At 72.7% G+C, this 13,755-nt stretch carries 14 protein-coding genes and 1 pseudogene; 11 read left to right on the forward strand and 4 right to left on the reverse strand.

Translation table 11 applies throughout. The annotated features are described in order from the left end of the window. Positions 1-53 precede the first annotated feature (53 nt). Entirely contained in the window at positions 54-821 is a 768-nt protein-coding gene (locus tag ACFZBP_RS32650) for a BTAD domain-containing putative transcriptional regulator (protein ID WP_383457914.1), read from the forward strand. A gap of 63 nt (positions 822-884) precedes the next feature. Here the strand turns inward: ACFZBP_RS32650 and ACFZBP_RS32655 are convergent, their stop codons facing one another. After that, complete coding sequence (locus ACFZBP_RS32655; RefSeq protein WP_383457911.1) at positions 885-1,670, reverse strand: 3-oxoacyl-ACP reductase; 786 nt, start codon at positions 1,668-1,670, stop codon at positions 885-887. A gap of 75 nt (positions 1,671-1,745) precedes the next feature. Between ACFZBP_RS32655 and ACFZBP_RS32660 the strand changes: the two genes are divergently transcribed. The 8 genes from ACFZBP_RS32660 to ACFZBP_RS32695 are packed head-to-tail and all read left to right on the forward strand — an operon-like array spanning position 1,746 to position 8,887. Continuing rightward, positions 1,746-3,155, forward strand: coding sequence for a beta-ketoacyl-ACP synthase II (locus ACFZBP_RS32660; protein WP_391418456.1), 1,410 nt, complete (start codon positions 1,746-1,748; stop codon positions 3,153-3,155). Beyond that, entirely contained in the window at positions 3,152-4,375 is a 1,224-nt protein-coding gene (locus ACFZBP_RS32665) for a beta-ketoacyl synthase N-terminal-like domain-containing protein (RefSeq protein ID WP_391418458.1), read from the forward strand. The genes ACFZBP_RS32660 and ACFZBP_RS32665 overlap by 4 nt, the downstream gene beginning before the upstream one ends. Positions 4,376-4,414: 39 nt before the next feature. Continuing rightward, entirely contained in the window at positions 4,415-4,675 is a 261-nt protein-coding gene (locus ACFZBP_RS32670; RefSeq protein WP_062718362.1) for an acyl carrier protein, read from the forward strand. Beyond that, positions 4,672-5,640 carry an SRPBCC family protein gene (locus tag ACFZBP_RS32675; protein WP_391418461.1) on the forward strand — a complete coding sequence of 323 codons (969 nt, stop codon included), beginning with the start codon at positions 4,672-4,674 and terminating at the stop codon, positions 5,638-5,640. The genes ACFZBP_RS32670 and ACFZBP_RS32675 overlap by 4 nt, the downstream gene beginning before the upstream one ends. Then, positions 5,637-6,530: an MBL fold metallo-hydrolase gene (locus ACFZBP_RS32680; protein ID WP_062718358.1), complete on the forward strand. Its 894-nt coding sequence runs from the start codon at positions 5,637-5,639 to the stop codon at positions 6,528-6,530. The genes ACFZBP_RS32675 and ACFZBP_RS32680 overlap by 4 nt, the downstream gene beginning before the upstream one ends. A gap of 11 nt (positions 6,531-6,541) precedes the next feature. Beyond that, entirely contained in the window at positions 6,542-7,075 is a 534-nt protein-coding gene (locus ACFZBP_RS32685; protein ID WP_391418465.1) for a flavin reductase, read from the forward strand. Positions 7,076-7,094: 19 nt separating this feature from the next. Continuing rightward, a complete protein-coding gene (locus tag ACFZBP_RS32690; protein ID WP_391418467.1) occupies positions 7,095-8,672 on the forward strand; it encodes a carboxyl transferase domain-containing protein in 1,578 nt (525 codons plus the stop codon). Next, entirely contained in the window at positions 8,669-8,887 is a 219-nt protein-coding gene (locus ACFZBP_RS32695; RefSeq protein ID WP_383457894.1) for an acyl-CoA carboxylase epsilon subunit, read from the forward strand. Before ACFZBP_RS32690 ends, ACFZBP_RS32695 begins: the two co-directional genes overlap by 4 nt. Here ACFZBP_RS32695 and ACFZBP_RS32700 read toward each other — a convergent pair. Further along, positions 8,879-9,256, reverse strand: a complete 378-nt coding sequence (locus ACFZBP_RS32700; RefSeq protein WP_391418469.1) for a hypothetical protein — start codon at positions 9,254-9,256, stop codon at positions 8,879-8,881. The two genes, ACFZBP_RS32695 and ACFZBP_RS32700, sit on opposite strands and share 9 nt — an antisense overlap. 143 nt (positions 9,257-9,399) lie before the next feature. Between ACFZBP_RS32700 and ACFZBP_RS32705 the strand changes: the two genes are divergently transcribed. Continuing rightward, positions 9,400-11,604 (forward strand): SNF2-related protein, encoded by a 2,205-nt coding sequence (locus ACFZBP_RS32705; protein ID WP_391418471.1) that lies wholly within the window; start codon positions 9,400-9,402, stop codon positions 11,602-11,604. A gap of 13 nt (positions 11,605-11,617) precedes the next feature. Here ACFZBP_RS32705 and ACFZBP_RS32710 read toward each other — a convergent pair whose 3' ends face one another. Further along, positions 11,618-12,523, reverse strand: a complete 906-nt coding sequence (locus ACFZBP_RS32710; protein WP_391418474.1) for a LysR substrate-binding domain-containing protein — start codon at positions 12,521-12,523, stop codon at positions 11,618-11,620. A 98-nt stretch (positions 12,524-12,621) separates the two neighbouring features. On the opposite strand from ACFZBP_RS32710, the pseudogene ACFZBP_RS32715 reads away from it, so the two are divergent. Continuing rightward, positions 12,622-13,451: pseudogene (locus tag ACFZBP_RS32715) on the forward strand (oxidoreductase). 103 nt (positions 13,452-13,554) lie between these two features. Here ACFZBP_RS32715 and ACFZBP_RS32720 read toward each other — a convergent pair. After that, positions 13,555-13,683, reverse strand: coding sequence for a hypothetical protein (locus ACFZBP_RS32720; RefSeq protein WP_391418476.1), 129 nt, complete (start codon positions 13,681-13,683; stop codon positions 13,555-13,557). Between the last annotated feature and the right edge of the window lie 72 nt (positions 13,684-13,755).

Raw genomic sequence — 13,755 nt, forward strand, 5'->3', positions numbered from 1 at the left:
AGGCCTGTTATCGTCGCCCCAAAGAAAACGGAGAATCTCGACGGGGGCGCAGGATGAGATTCAATCTGTTGGGGCATGTCCATGTAATCACTGATGCGGGGCGGTTAATTCCGCTTAAATCGTCGAAGGCGACCCAGCTCCTGGCGTTGCTGCTGCTCAGGCGGCATGAAGTGGTGGGCTCGGGGGTGCTCATCGAGGAGCTGTGGGGGGACGGCCCGCCGCGCAGCGCCATGACCACCCTCCAGACCTACGTCTACCACACCCGCCGACTGCTGGCGGAGCACCAGGTGACATGTGCGGAACGGGAGTTGGTCCTGACCCGGCCACCCGGCTACTTCGCGCTGATCGACGACGACGAGCTCGACGTCACCATCGTCGAACGGCTGATCCGCAAGGGCAGCCGGCTGCTGGAGGAGGACCGGCCCGAGGAGGCGCTCGCCTCGCTCAACGCGGGCCTCGACCTGTGGCGGGGCCCGGCGCTCTCCACGGTGCCGTGCGGGCCGGTGCTCGAGTGCCATATCGCTCATCTGGAAGAGCTCCGGCTCTTCGGAGTGCAACTCCGTATCGACGCGAATTGGCGACTGGGAAGGATAGGGCCCATGATTCCCGAGCTGCGGTCCCTGGTAATTTCCCATCCGCTGAACGAGACCCTGCACGCCAAGCTGATGGGGGCGCTCTACCGGGTGGGCCGGCGAGCGGAAGCGCTTGCCTCGTACCGAAATCTCCGGCAGATACTGTCCGACGAGTTGGGAGTGGACCCCACCCCCGAAATCCAGCGGATGCATATGGAGATTCTCAACGGCGACCAGGTGCTCGCGTAGCCCGCCCACGGTCGGAGCCCCTCGCACATCGCGAGGGGCTCCGACCGTATGCGCGGACGTACGTCAGTAGTTGCCCAGACCGCCGCAGACGTTCAGGGCCTGCGCGGTCACCGCGGCCGCCCCGTCCCCGATCAGATAGGCCACCATCTCCGCCACCTCGGACGGCTGCACATAGCGGCCGATCGGCACCCGCGCGGTGATCCGGTCGAAGGCCTCGTCGGTCGACACCTCCCAGATCTCCGAGTAGTGCTCACGCACGTTCGCGGCCATCGGCGTCTCCACGAAACCCGGGCAGACGGCGTTCACCGTGATGCCGGTCCGCGCCAGTTCGAGGCCGAGCGCCTTGCTGAAACCGACCACGCCGTGCTTCGACGCCGAGTACGGGGCGGCGTGCACCACGCCCTGCTTCCCGCCCGTCGAGGCGATGTTGATGATCCGGCCCGAGCCCCGTTCCAGCATGCCGCCGGCCTTCAGGACCTGCTGGGTCATCCGGAACACGCTGGTGAGGTTGGTGTCGATCACATCGAGCCAGAGCTCGTCGGCGAGCTCGGCCGTGGCACCTCCGCCGGGCCGGCCCGCGTTGTTCACCAGCACGTCGACGGGGCCGTACCGCTCGACGGCCGCGGCGACGACGGCCTCGATGTCGGCGACCGAGCGGACGTCACAGGTCCGGCCGTCCGCCTCGACCCCCGCCTCCCGCAGCTCCTTCAGCGTCGTGCGCAGCGCCTCCTCACCGCGGGCGCAGATGAAAACCTGCAACCCCTCCTTGCCGAGCCTGCGGGCGATCTCCAGCCCGATACCGCTGGTCGCGCCGGTCACCAGTGCGACCTTCGAGAGCTGCGTGGCCATATGTCCCTCTCCCTGCTTCGTGGTCCCTCAGCCGCCCAGCCTCGGGCGCAACGCTAGAGCGGCGGTCGAAGGGGGTTGGGGCACGGCTCGGACACCGCGGCGGTGGATCCGGCATCGAGGGGTCCCGTATCCGCCTTCGAGCCGCTTTCGAGCCACCCGGCCCACGATGACGACGACCACCGGACGAACTCATCGAAGGAGCTGTTCGGATTGAAGCGCAGAGTCGTCATCACGGGCGTCGGCGTCCGCGCCCCCGGCGGGAACGGCACGCGGCAGTTCTGGGAACTGCTCACCTCGGGACGGACGGCGACGCGCCGGATCTCGTTCTTCGACCCCTCGCCGTACCGCTCGCAGGTCGCCGCGGAAGCCGACTTCGACCCCGTCGCCGAGGGCTTCGGCCCACGCGAGATCGACCGCATGGACCGGGCCTCGCAGTTCGCCGTGGCCTGCGCCCGGGAGGCCGTCACCGCGAGCGGGCTCGACTTCGACACCCTCGACCCCACCCGGGTCGGTGTCAGCCTCGGCAGCGCGGTGGCCGCCGCGACCAGCCTGGAACGCGAGTACCTGCTGCTGTCGGACTCCGGCCGGGAGTGGGAGGTCGACGCGGACTGGCTGTCCCGGCACATGTTCGACTACCTGGTGCCCAGCGTCATGCCGGCCGAAGTGGCCTGGGCGGTCGGCGCCGAGGGCCCGGTCGCGATGGTCTCCAACGGCTGCACCTCGGGCCTGGACTCCGTGGGCCACGCGGTGCGGCTGATCGAGGAGGGCAGCGCCGACGTGATGCTCGCCGGGGCCGCCGACACCCCCATCACCCCGATCGTCGTCGCCTGCTTCGACGCGATCCGCGCCACCACGGCGCGCAACGACGACCCGGAGCACGCCTCGCGGCCGTTCGACGGCACCCGCGACGGCTTCGTGCTGGCCGAGGGAGCCGCCATGTTCGTCCTGGAGGACTACGAGAGCGCGCTGGCCCGCGGCGCCCACATCCACGCCGAGATACCGGGCTACGCGACGCGCTGCAACGCGTACCACATGACCGGGCTCAAGGCCGACGGCCGTGAGATGGCCGAGGCCATCCGGGTCGCCCTCGACGAGTCCCGTACGGACGCCACCGACATCGACTACATCAACGCCCATGGCTCCGGCACCCGGCAGAACGACCGGCACGAGACCGCGGCCTACAAGCGGGCGCTCGGCGACCACGCCCGGCGCACCCCGGTCAGCTCGATCAAGTCGATGGTCGGCCACTCGCTCGGCGCGATCGGCTCGCTGGAGATCGCCGCCAGTGTGCTCGCCCTCGAACACGGGGTGGTGCCACCGACCGCGAACCTGCACACCAGCGACCCCGAGTGCGACCTCGACTACGTCCCGCTCGAAGCGCGGGAGCGCAAGCTCGGGACCGTGCTCACCGTGGGCAGCGGCTTCGGCGGCTTCCAGAGCGCCATGGTCCTGCGCGGCGCCGAGGCCGCGGGGGCGATCGCATGAGCGTCCTCGTCACCGGAGTCGGCGTCGTCGCCCCCAACGGCCTCGGCCTGGAGCCGTACTGGGCGTCCGTCCTGGCCGGCCGCATCGGCCTCGGCCCCGTCACCCGCTTCGACGTGAGCCGGTACCCGGCCACGCTCGCCGGCCAGATCGACGACTTCCACGCACCCGACCACGTCCCGGGCCGGCTGCTGCCGCAGACCGACCCCTCCACCCGGCTCGCGCTGACCGCCGCCGCCTGGGCGCTCCAGGACGCGAAGGCCGACCCCGAGTCACTCACCGACTACGACATGGGCGTGGTCACCGCCAACGCCTGCGGCGGCTTCGACTTCACCCACCGCGAGTTCCGCAAACTGTGGACCGAGGGCCCCAAGTCGGTCAGCGTGTACGAGTCCTTCGCGTGGTTCTACGCCGTGAACACCGGCCAGATCTCCATCCGGCACGGCATGCGCGGCCCGAGCAGCGCCCTGGTCGCCGAGCAGGCCGGCGGCCTGGACGCCCTCGGCCACGCCCGCCGCACCATCCGCCGCGGCACCCCGCTGGTCGTCTCCGGCGGAGTCGACTCGGCACTGGACCCCTGGGGCTGGGTCTCGCAGGTCGCCAGCGGCCGGATCAGCACCGCCACCGACCCGGAGCGGGCCTATCTGCCCTTCGACGAGCAGGCGGCCGGCTACGTCCCCGGCGAGGGCGGCGCCCTCCTCGTCCTGGAGGACAGCGAGGCCGCCGAGGCCCGCGGCAGGCACGAGGCCTACGGCGAACTCGCGGGCTGCGCCTCCACCTTCGACCCGCCCCCCGGCTCCGGACGCCCGCCCGGCCTGGAGCGCGCCATCCGGCTCGCGCTGGCCGACGCCGGGCTCGGTCCCGAGGACGTCGACGTCGTCTTCGCCGACGGCGCGGGCGTACCCGAGCTGGACGCCGCGGAGGCCCGGGCCATCGGCCAGGTCTTCGGCAGCCATGGCGTCCCCGTCACCGTCCCCAAGACGACGACCGGCCGGCTCTACTCCGGCGGCGGCCCGCTCGACGTGGTCACCGCCCTGATGTCCCTGCGCGAAGGCGTGATCCCGCCGACCGCGGGCGTGCGTTCCGTACCGCGCGAGTACGGCATCGACCTGGTGCTCGGCGCCCCGCGCACCGCGCCCCTGCGCACCGCCCTGGTCCTGGCCAGGGGCCGCTGGGGCTTCAACTCGGCGGTCGTCCTGCGCCGCCCCGAACCGACCCCGTAGCCACCCACCCCCCAGCCACACCGAGAACTGGAGACCGTAATGGCAACCCTGCTGACCATCGACGACCTGCGCCGCGTCCTCATCGAATGCGCCGGAGAGGCGGACGGGACGGAGCTGTCCGGGGACATCCTCGACACCCGCTTCGAGACCATCGGCTACGACTCGCTCGCCCTGATGGAGACCGCGGCCCGACTGGAGAGCCGCTACGGCGTCGCCATCCCCGACGACGTCGCGGGCCGCGTCGACACCCCGCGTGAGCTGCTCGACCTGGTCAACGGCGCGCTGGCCGAGGCGGCATGAGCCGGCCGGACGAACACGAGTTGGAGCACCAGGTGGAGCACCGCGTGGTCCACACCCTGAGGACCCCGGCCCCGGCGCGGCGGCTGTACGAGTTGGTCGCGCGGGCCGAGCACTGGCCGGCCGTCTTCGAACCCTCCGTGCACGTGCGGATCCTGGAGCGCGACCGGGGCACCGAGCGCTTCCGGATCTGGGCGAGCGTGGCCGGACAGGTCAAGACCTGGACGTCCCGCCGGACCCTGGACCCCGACGCGCTGCGGGTCACCTTCCGCCAGGAGCGCACCCAGCCGCCGATCGCCTCGATGGGCGGGAGCTGGGAGTTCCGGGCCGACGGCGACGGCACCGAGATCGTGCTGACCCACGACTTCGCCGCCGTCGACGAGGACGCCCTGCCCGGACTGCGCGCCGCACTGGACACGAACAGCGGGAAGGAACTGGCCGCGCTGGCCCGGCTCGCGGAGCGGCCGCACCCGGTCGAGGAGCTCCTGTTCACGTTCGAGGACACCCTCCAGGTGCCCTCCGGGGACGACGCGTACGCCTTCATCGAGCGCAGCGACCTGTGGCCGGACCGGCTGCCGCACGTGGGGAAGGTGACGCTGACCGAGGAGGCGGCGGACGGCCGTTCACCCGTCGTGCAGGACATGACGATGGAGACCGTCACCACCGACGGCAGCGCGCACACGACCCGCTCGATCCGGCTCTGCTTCCCCGGCGAGGCCATCGTCTACAAGCAGCTCGTGCCGCCCGCCCTGCTCACCGGGCACAGCGGCGCCTGGCTCTTCGACAAGGACACGGTCACCGCCCGCCACACCGTGGCGATCGACCCCACCCGGATCGAGGAGGTCCTGGGCGAGGGCACCACCGTCGCCGACGCCCGCGCCTATCTGCGCGACGCGCTCGGCGCCAACAGCCGGGCCACGCTCAGCCACGCGGCGGCGGCCGCCGCCGACGCCGGGCCGACGTCATGACGGCCGCCGTCCACGAGGTCGCCGACGGGGTGCACGCCTACGAGCAGGCCCCCGGCGGCTGGTGTGTCAGCAACGCGGGCATCGTCGTGGGCGGCGACGGCGCCCTCGTCGTCGACACCCTGTCGACGATCCCGAGGGCGCGGCGGCTGGCCGAGACCGTCGACAAGCTCGCCGCCGGCCCGGCCCGCACCGTGGTCAACACCCACTTCCACGGCGACCACGCCTTCGGCAACCAGGTCTTCCCGCCGGGGACGCAGATCATCGCGCACGAGGACATGCGGACCGCCATGGTGACGACCGGCCTCGCCCTCACCGGGCTCTGGCCGCGCGTCGACTGGGGCGACATCGAGGTGACACCGCCGACCGTCACCTTCCGCGACCACCTCACCGTGCACATCGGCGAGCGACGGGCCGAACTGATCCGTGTCGGCCCCGCGCACACCGACCACGACGTGGTGGTCTGGCTGCCCGAGGAACGGGTGCTGTTCGCGGGGGACATCGTCATGTCGGGCGTCACCCCGTTCGCGCTGTTCGGCTCGGTGACCGGGACGCTGGCCGCGCTCGACCGGCTGGCGGCACTGGAGCCCGAGGTGGTCGTCGCCGGGCACGGCCCGGTCGCGGGACCCGAGGTGCTCGACGCCAACCGGGAGTACCTGCGCTGGGTCCAGCGCCTCGCGGCCGAGGCGGCCGACAGCGGACTGACCCCGCTTCAGGCCGCGCGCGAGGCGGACCTCGGCGCCTACGCCGAACTGCTGGACGCGGAGCGCCTCGTCGCGAACCTGCACCGGGCTCACGAGGAGCTGCTGGGCCGGCCCCCGCGGGACGCCATGGAGATCTTCTCGGAGCTGGTCGCCTACAACGGTGGGCGGCTGCCCACCTGCCTCGCCTAAGGAGTCAAAAGATGGCCGCCGACCAGGGAATCCTCCGGGACGCCATGGCCCGGGTGCCCGCCGGGGTGGCGCTCGTCACCGCCCACGACCGCACCGGGGTCCCGCACGGCTTCACCGCCAGCTCGTTCGTGTCCGTCTCGATGGAACCGCCGCTCGCGCTGGTCTGCCTGGCCCGTACGGCCAACTCCTTCCCGGTGTTCGACAGTTGCCGCGAGTTCGCGGTGAGCGTGCTGCGCGAGGACCACACCGAGCTGGCGATGCGCTTCGCGCGCAAGTCGGCGGACAAGTTCACGGGCGGGGAGTTCATCCGCACCGCGCGGGGCGGGACCGTGCTCGACGGGGCGCTCGCGGTCGTCGAGTGCACGGTCCACGAGCGCTACCCGGCGGGCGACCACATCATCCTGCTCGGCGAGGTCCAGTCCGTGCACGTCGAGGAGAAGGGGGCGCCCGCGGTCTACGTGGACCGCGGGTTCGCCGCCCTGTGCTCGGGGACGGGCGCCTGCGTGACCGCCGCCGGGCGGGGCGCGCACGCGCACGCCGGCTGAGGAGAGTTGAGGAGGAACCATGTCCGTGACCGACGAGGTGACCCACGCGGTGACCGGCGAGGACCTGGCCGGCCTGGCGCGGATCAGGGAGGAGGCCGAGGCCGGCCCGGGGGAGCAGGCGACCCGGGCGCAGCACGCCAGAGGGAAACTGACGGCCCGCGAGCGGATCGCGCTGCTGCTGGACCCCGGCTCCTTCCAGGAGGTGGAACAGCTGCGCCGGCACCGGGCGAGCGGCTTCGGCCTGGAGCACCGGCGGCCGTACACGGACGGGGTGATCACCGGCTGGGGCACGGTCGACGGCCGGACGGTCTTCGTCTACGCGCACGACTTCCGGATCTTCGGCGGCTCGCTCGGCGAGGCGCACGCGGCGAAGATCCACAAGATCATGGACATGGCCCTCTCGGCGGGCGCTCCGCTCGTCAGCCTCAACGACGGGGCCGGGGCCCGGATCCAGGAGGGCGTCTCCGCGCTGGCCGGCTACGGCGGGATCTTCCGCAGCAACACCCGCGCCTCGGGGGTGATCCCGCAGATCTCGGTGATGCTCGGGCCCTGCGCGGGCGGCGCGGCCTACTCGCCGGCGCTGACGGACTTCGTGTTCATGGTGCGCGAGACCGCGCAGATGTTCATCACCGGCCCCGACGTGGTCAGCGCCGTCACCGGCGCGCAGCTCACCCAGAACGCGCTGGGCGGCGCCGACGTGCACGCCACCACGTCCGGGGTGGCGCACTTCGTCTACGAGGACGAGGAGACCTGCCTGGCGGAAGTGCGCTACCTGCTCTCCCTGCTGCCCTCCAACAACCGGCAGAACCCGCCCGTGCAGCCCTCGGACGACCCGGCGGACCGGGTCACCTCCACGCTCTACGACCTGGTGCCGCAGGACGGCAACCAGCCGTACGACATGCACAAGGTGATCGAGGAACTCGTCGACGACGGTGACTGGCTGGAGGTCCACGAGCGCTGGGCCCGCAACATCGTGTGCGGCCTCGCCCGGCTGGACGGCCGGGTGGTGGGCATCGTCGCCAACCAGCCGCAGACCCTGGCCGGGGTGCTGGACATCTCGGCGTCGGAGAAGGCCGGCCGCTTCGTGACGATGTGCGACGCCTTCAACATCCCGATCGTGACCCTGCTCGACGTGCCGGGCTTCCTGCCCGGCGCCGACCAGGAGCACGGCGGCATCATCCGGCACGGCGCGAAGCTGCTGTACGCGTACTGCAACGCCACCGTCCCCCGCGTCTCGATCGTCCTGCGCAAGGCCTACGGCGGCGCCTACATCGTGCTGGACTCCCAGTCCATCGGCGCCGACCTGGCCTTCGCCTGGCCGACCAACGAGATCGCGGTGATGGGCGCCGAGGGCGCGGCCAACGTCATCTTCCGGCGCGAGATCGCCGCGGCCGACGACCCCGAGGCCAAGCGGGCCGAGATGGTCAAGCAGTACAAGTCCGAGCTGATGCACCCGTACTACGCGGCCGAGCGCGGCCTCGTCGACGACGTCATCGACCCGGCTCAGACCCGCGAGATCCTGATCCGCTCGCTCGCGATGCTCCGTACGAAACACGCCGACCTGCCGTCGCGCAAGCACGGCAACCCCCCGCAGTGAGCGCCCCGGCCGGCGCCGTCGCCGCCGAACTGCGCGTCGAGAGGGGCAGGGCGAGCGCCGAGGAGATCGCGGCCCTCACCGCGGTCCTCCTCGCCCGCGCCGCCGCCCGCCCCGACCCCGGCGAGGAGCACTGCGCGGACGGCCCGGCGGGCTGGCGCCGCCTGGAACGCACCCCGGGCTTCCGCGCACCGCACAGCTGGCAGGAGTCAGGCTGAGCCCTGGACCTCTCCAGCACCCTCCTGATGCGGTTCCAGGCTCACCGCCAGCTGGATCCGGGCGTCGCCCCACGCCGGGACTGCCGCCGTCGCGCCGTCGCGGGTGAGGGCGGTGTCCAGGGCATCCAACAGGTGGGCGGCGGTGTGCAGTCCGGTGCGCCGGAGAGCGGTCGCGCCGTCGGTCGGACGGGTGCGGCCCGAAGCGGTCAGCCGGCGCAGACCGTGGTGGGCGGCCACGACAGGGCGCCGAGCCGCCGACTCCAGGGCCGCCGTGACCGGGTCGGACGGGCGGGCCGGGGCCATGGCGAGCGCGGTGTCGCCGTCCCCGGGGGCCAGGTCCGGGACGGTCACGCCGGCTGCGGTCAGCACGGCCAGCGGGTCGAGGACGATCCGGCCGTGGGCGCGGCGCAGCAGTGGAGGCCACGGGACGCGGACCGGAGCTCGGAACCGCCCCCGCCCGGATGGCAGGATGCGAGGACGCGGCGGGAGGGGCGGGAAGGGGCCGGGGCGCGATGGGGCGGAGCGAACGGGAGACGGTGGCCCGGGGCGGGCGGCTGTACGAGGCGGCACAGGCGCTGGCCGGCGACCACGCGCGCGCCGTGGAGGCCGTACGGGAGGCCCTGGCGCCGATCCACGACGACCTGGCCCGGCGTGAGCTGGACGTCATCCCGGTGGCCCGGCTCAAGGACGTCACCGAGGGCAGGCTGCGGCTCGGCGAGGTGGAGAAGGGCGGGTTCCGGACGGTCGGGCAGGTCCTGGACGCAGGGCCGTACCGGCTGCGTCAACTGCCCGGGGTCGGCCGGCAGACCGCCGACCAGACGGTGGCCGCCGCCCGCCGGATCGCCGACGCCGTACGGGACACCATCGCCGTACACATCGACGTGGACCGCCCGGAACCCCGGACCACCGCCCTGGTCAAGGCACTCGGCGTCCTGGTGGAGGCGGGCCCCGAGGCGCGCCGGGCCGTCGACGCCGCCACGGCACTCACCCGGCAGCTCGGCCCGCTGCTGGCCGAGGCGGGGCCGGTGGCCGGGCGGCTGCGCATGCTGTTCGCCGGGCAGGCCACACGGGCACGCGCGCTGGCGGCCGTCGCCGAGATCCGCGCCCTGACCGAGCAGGCCGACCGGGACGGAGTACCCGAACTGCTCGCGCAGGCCTGCGTCGACCTGCTGCGCCGACCGGAGTCCGAACCGGCCGCCCTGGTCGACTTCGAGCTGCGCTCCGCCGAGTACTACGGCCTGCTCGCCGAGGTCTCCGGCCGCGCCCCCGACCCCGCCGCGGCCGAGGGGTTCCTGCCGGACGAGGTGGCCGAGCGGGTCCGGACCCAGACGCTCGACGACACCCACCGCCGGGTCTCCCTGCGCGGCTACCAGGCCTTCGGCACCCGCTTCGCCCTCGCCCAGCGCCGCACGATCCTCGGCGACGAGATGGGGCTCGGCAAGACGATCCAGGCCATCGCCGCGCTCGCGCACCTCGCCGCCGCCGGACAGAGCCACTTCCTGGTGGTCAGCCCCGCCAGCGTGCTGATCAACTGGAGCCGGGAGATCGAGAAGCGCAGCACCCTGCGGGTGACACCGCTGCACGGCCCCGAACGGCAGGAGGCGTTCGCCGACTGGAAGGAACGCGGAGGCGTCGCGGTCACCACCTTCGACGCCCTGCGCGGCTTCCCGGCGCCCGGCGCGGGCGAGCTGGGCATGCTCGTCGTCGACGAGGCGCACTACGTGAAGAATCCCGACACCCTGCGCTCCCGGACCGTCTCCGCATGGGCCGGGACCTGCGACCGGGTGCTGTTCCTGACCGGTACGCCCATGGAGAACCGCGTCGAGGAGTTCCGCAGCCTGGTGCGGATCCTCAGGCCCGACCTGGCCGAGACCGTCGACGACCGCGACTCGGTGGCCGGTTCGAAGGCGTTCCGCAGGGCGGTCGCGCCGGTCTACCTGCGGCGCAACCAGCAGGACGTCCTCACCGAACTCCCCGCCCTCCAGCACACGGACGAGTGGGAGGAGCCCAGCGCGGCGGACGAGGAGGCGTACCGCGAGGCCGTCCGCGCCGGCAACTTCATGGCGATGCGCAGGGCCGCGTACGCCAGTCCCGAGCGCTCGGCGAAGCTGGACCGGCTGCGCGAGATAGCGGGGGAGGCCGCCGAGAACGGGCTGAAGGTCGTCGTGTTCTCCGGCTTCCGGGACGTACTGGGGGCGGTGCGGGACGCACTGACGGGCGCTCAGGCAGGGGCGGCGGGCCGGGCCTCGGCGCACGGCCGGGTCTTCGGGCCGATCTCCGGCAGCGTGCCGCCCGCCCGCCGGCAGCAACTCGTCGACGACTTCGCCGCCGCACCCGGCCACGCGGTCCTGCTCGCGCAGATCGAGGCCGGGGGAGTGGGCCTCAACATGCAGGCCGCCTCCGTCGTCATCCTCTGCGAACCCCAGCTCAAGCCGACCGTCGAACACCAGGCCGTCGCCCGCGCCCACCGCATGGGCCAGGTCCGCTCGGTCCATGTGCACCGTCTGCTCTGCACAGGTGGCGTGGACGAACGTCTCGTACGCCTCCTGGAGAACAAGTCCCGCCTCTTCGACGCCTACGCCCGCCGCAGCGCGGTCGCCGAGTCCACCCCGGACGCCGTGGACATCTCCGACCTCGCCCTGGCCCGCCGCATCGTCGAGGAGGAACAGGCCCGACTGGGCACGACCCCCGCCGAGCCCGCGACGGAACAGGCGTGAGCCCGGCCCCCGGTCACGGCCGTCCGGTCGCCCGTCGGCAGGCCTCCGTGTAGGCCCGTACGAGAGGGTGGTCGGTGTTCTCGCGGCGCCAGGCCAGGGCGTAGCGGCTGGGGGTGAGTCCGTGGACCGGGCGGGTGACGACTCCGCCCAGGGTGATGAGCGGGGCGTTGCCCGTCGCGACGAGGCAGATGCCGAGGCCGGCCACCAGGGCCTCGTAGGTCTCCTCCGTGCCGGCGATCTCCGCGCCCACACGCGGCGGGCGGCCGTCCCGTTCGTCCAGGGCGAGCCAGTAGTCGCGCAGCGGCCCGGCGCTCGGTGGCAGGGCGAGAAAGGGCTCGTCCAGCAGATCGGTGAAGTCGATCTCGGTGCGGGTCGCGAGCGGGTGGGACTCCGGGAGGGCGACAAGGCGTGGCTCCTCCGCGAGCACCGTCCAGGCGTAGCGGCCGGCGTCGGGGAGGGGCAGCCAGACGAAGGCGACGTCGGCGGTGCCGTCGGCCAGGCCCGCCGTGGGGTCCTCCCAGCTCATCTGGCGCAACCGCAGCGCGGTGTCCGGGTGTGCGGCGGTGAAGCGGGAGCGGATCGCCGGGAGCAGGCCGCCGCGCCCCGGACTGGTGCTCATCCCGACCACCAGCGTGCCGAGCGCCGCCGCGCGGGCGGCCTCCAGCGCCGCTGACCCCGCCGACCAGGCGTCCAGCACCTGCCGCGCACACGGCAGCAGCACGCTCCCGGCCTCCGTCAGCCGCACCCCTTGCGGATCACGCCGGAACAGCTCGACGCCCAACTGCCGCTCCAGCGCCCGAATCTGCTTGCTGAGCGCGGGCTGCGAGACGTACAGCCGTTCGGCCGCGCGGGTGAAGTGCAACTCCTCGGCCACCGCCACGAAGTAGCGAAGGTCGCGCACATGAACGTCCATGGTCATAACCATCGGTTATCAGCGTGGGTCTTGGACGGGCAACCGCCGCCCGCCGCACGCTGGCAGTGGGCCGATGCGGGCCGATGCGACTACGAGGAGCTGTCATGAACAAGGTGTGGCTGATCACCGGCGCGACCAGCGGTTTCGGACGGGCGCTCGCGGAGGCGGCGATCGCGGAGGGCGACGTGGTGGTCGGCGCGGCCCGCCGGACGGAAGGCCTGGACGACCTGGTGGCCGCGCACCCCGACCAGGTGGAGGCGCTGCACCTGGACGTCACGGAGTCGGCGCGGCGGAAGCGGCCGTACAGGACGTCGTCGCACGGCACGGGCGGATCGACGTCCTGGTCAACAACGCCGGCCGCACCCACGTCGGCGCCTTCGAGGAGACGACCGAGCGGGAACTGCGCGAACTGTTCGACCTGCATGTCTTCGGGCCGGCCGCCCTCACCCGGGCCGTACTGCCGCACATGCGCGAGCGCCGTTCCGGGGCGATCGTGCAGATGAGCAGCATGGGCGGGCAGATGTCCTTCGCGGGCTTCTCGGCGTACAGCGGCACGAAGTTCGCCCTGGAGGGCCTGTCCGAGGGGCTCGCCGACGAGGTCGCCGAGTACGGCCTCAAGGTGCTGATCGTCGAGCCCGGTTCCTTCCGCACGGCGCTCTTCGAGACCGGCCGGGCGGGAACGAGCACGGACAGCGGCCTGTACGCCAAGGTGGCGCAGACCCGCGAGTCCGTCTCCGCCGGGGACGGCACCCAGCCCGGCGACCCCGCGAAGGCGGCGGCACTGATCCGGGCCGCGCTGGAGGCCGAGCGGACTCCCCTGCGGCTGCCCCTGGGCGACGACGGGGTCACGGCCGTACTCGGCCATCTGGACCAGGTCCGCGAGGACGTCGAGGCGTGGGAGAAGTCGACGCGGGCGACGGGGTTCGACGACTGACACCGACCTGCCGTCGCGCGAGAACGATCCGCGAGAACGATCCGCGAGAACGGGGACAGGCCGCGACGCCAGGTCCACGGCCTGTCCCTCGCTCAGGAAGCGGTTACCAGCAGAGCCTGCTGAGGGTGTGGGAGTCGCACACCGTCGTGGGGGCGGCGGTGGCGGCCGAAGCGGCGGGGGCGGCGACAGCCGCGAGTATGGCGGCGATGAAAAGGGCAGCTGCGTAGCGCATGTGAACTTCCTTCCTGGGGGACCGCGAGGACACGTCGTCCTGGCGGAATGCCCCCAGGCTTGCGCAGACCCG

The organism is Streptomyces sp. NPDC008086, assembly GCF_042957325.1.
Taxonomy (GTDB): Bacteria; Actinomycetota; Actinomycetes; order Streptomycetales; family Streptomycetaceae; genus Streptomyces.

Excerpts from the sequence above, each read along its gene's own strand:
- ACFZBP_RS32710 (WP_391418474.1), bottom strand. The coding sequence starts at position 12,523 with ATGACCATGGACGTTCATGTGCGCGACCTTCGCTACTTCGTGGCGGTG.
- ACFZBP_RS32670 (WP_062718362.1), top strand. The coding sequence starts at position 4,415 with ATGGCAACCCTGCTGACCATCGACGACCTGCGCCGCGTCCTCATCGAA.
- ACFZBP_RS32680 (WP_062718358.1), top strand. The coding sequence starts at position 5,637 with ATGACGGCCGCCGTCCACGAGGTCGCCGACGGGGTGCACGCCTACGAG.
- ACFZBP_RS32690 (WP_391418467.1), top strand. The coding sequence starts at position 7,095 with ATGTCCGTGACCGACGAGGTGACCCACGCGGTGACCGGCGAGGACCTG.
- ACFZBP_RS32665 (WP_391418458.1), top strand. The coding sequence starts at position 3,152 with ATGAGCGTCCTCGTCACCGGAGTCGGCGTCGTCGCCCCCAACGGCCTC.
- ACFZBP_RS32655 (WP_383457911.1), bottom strand. The coding sequence starts at position 1,670 with ATGGCCACGCAGCTCTCGAAGGTCGCACTGGTGACCGGCGCGACCAGC.
- ACFZBP_RS32675 (WP_391418461.1), top strand. The coding sequence starts at position 4,672 with ATGAGCCGGCCGGACGAACACGAGTTGGAGCACCAGGTGGAGCACCGC.
- ACFZBP_RS32685 (WP_391418465.1), top strand. The coding sequence starts at position 6,542 with ATGGCCGCCGACCAGGGAATCCTCCGGGACGCCATGGCCCGGGTGCCC.
- ACFZBP_RS32650 (WP_383457914.1), top strand. The coding sequence starts at position 54 with ATGAGATTCAATCTGTTGGGGCATGTCCATGTAATCACTGATGCGGGG.
- ACFZBP_RS32720 (WP_391418476.1), bottom strand. The coding sequence starts at position 13,683 with ATGCGCTACGCAGCTGCCCTTTTCATCGCCGCCATACTCGCGGCTGTC.
- ACFZBP_RS32705 (WP_391418471.1), top strand. The coding sequence starts at position 9,400 with ATGGGGCGGAGCGAACGGGAGACGGTGGCCCGGGGCGGGCGGCTGTAC.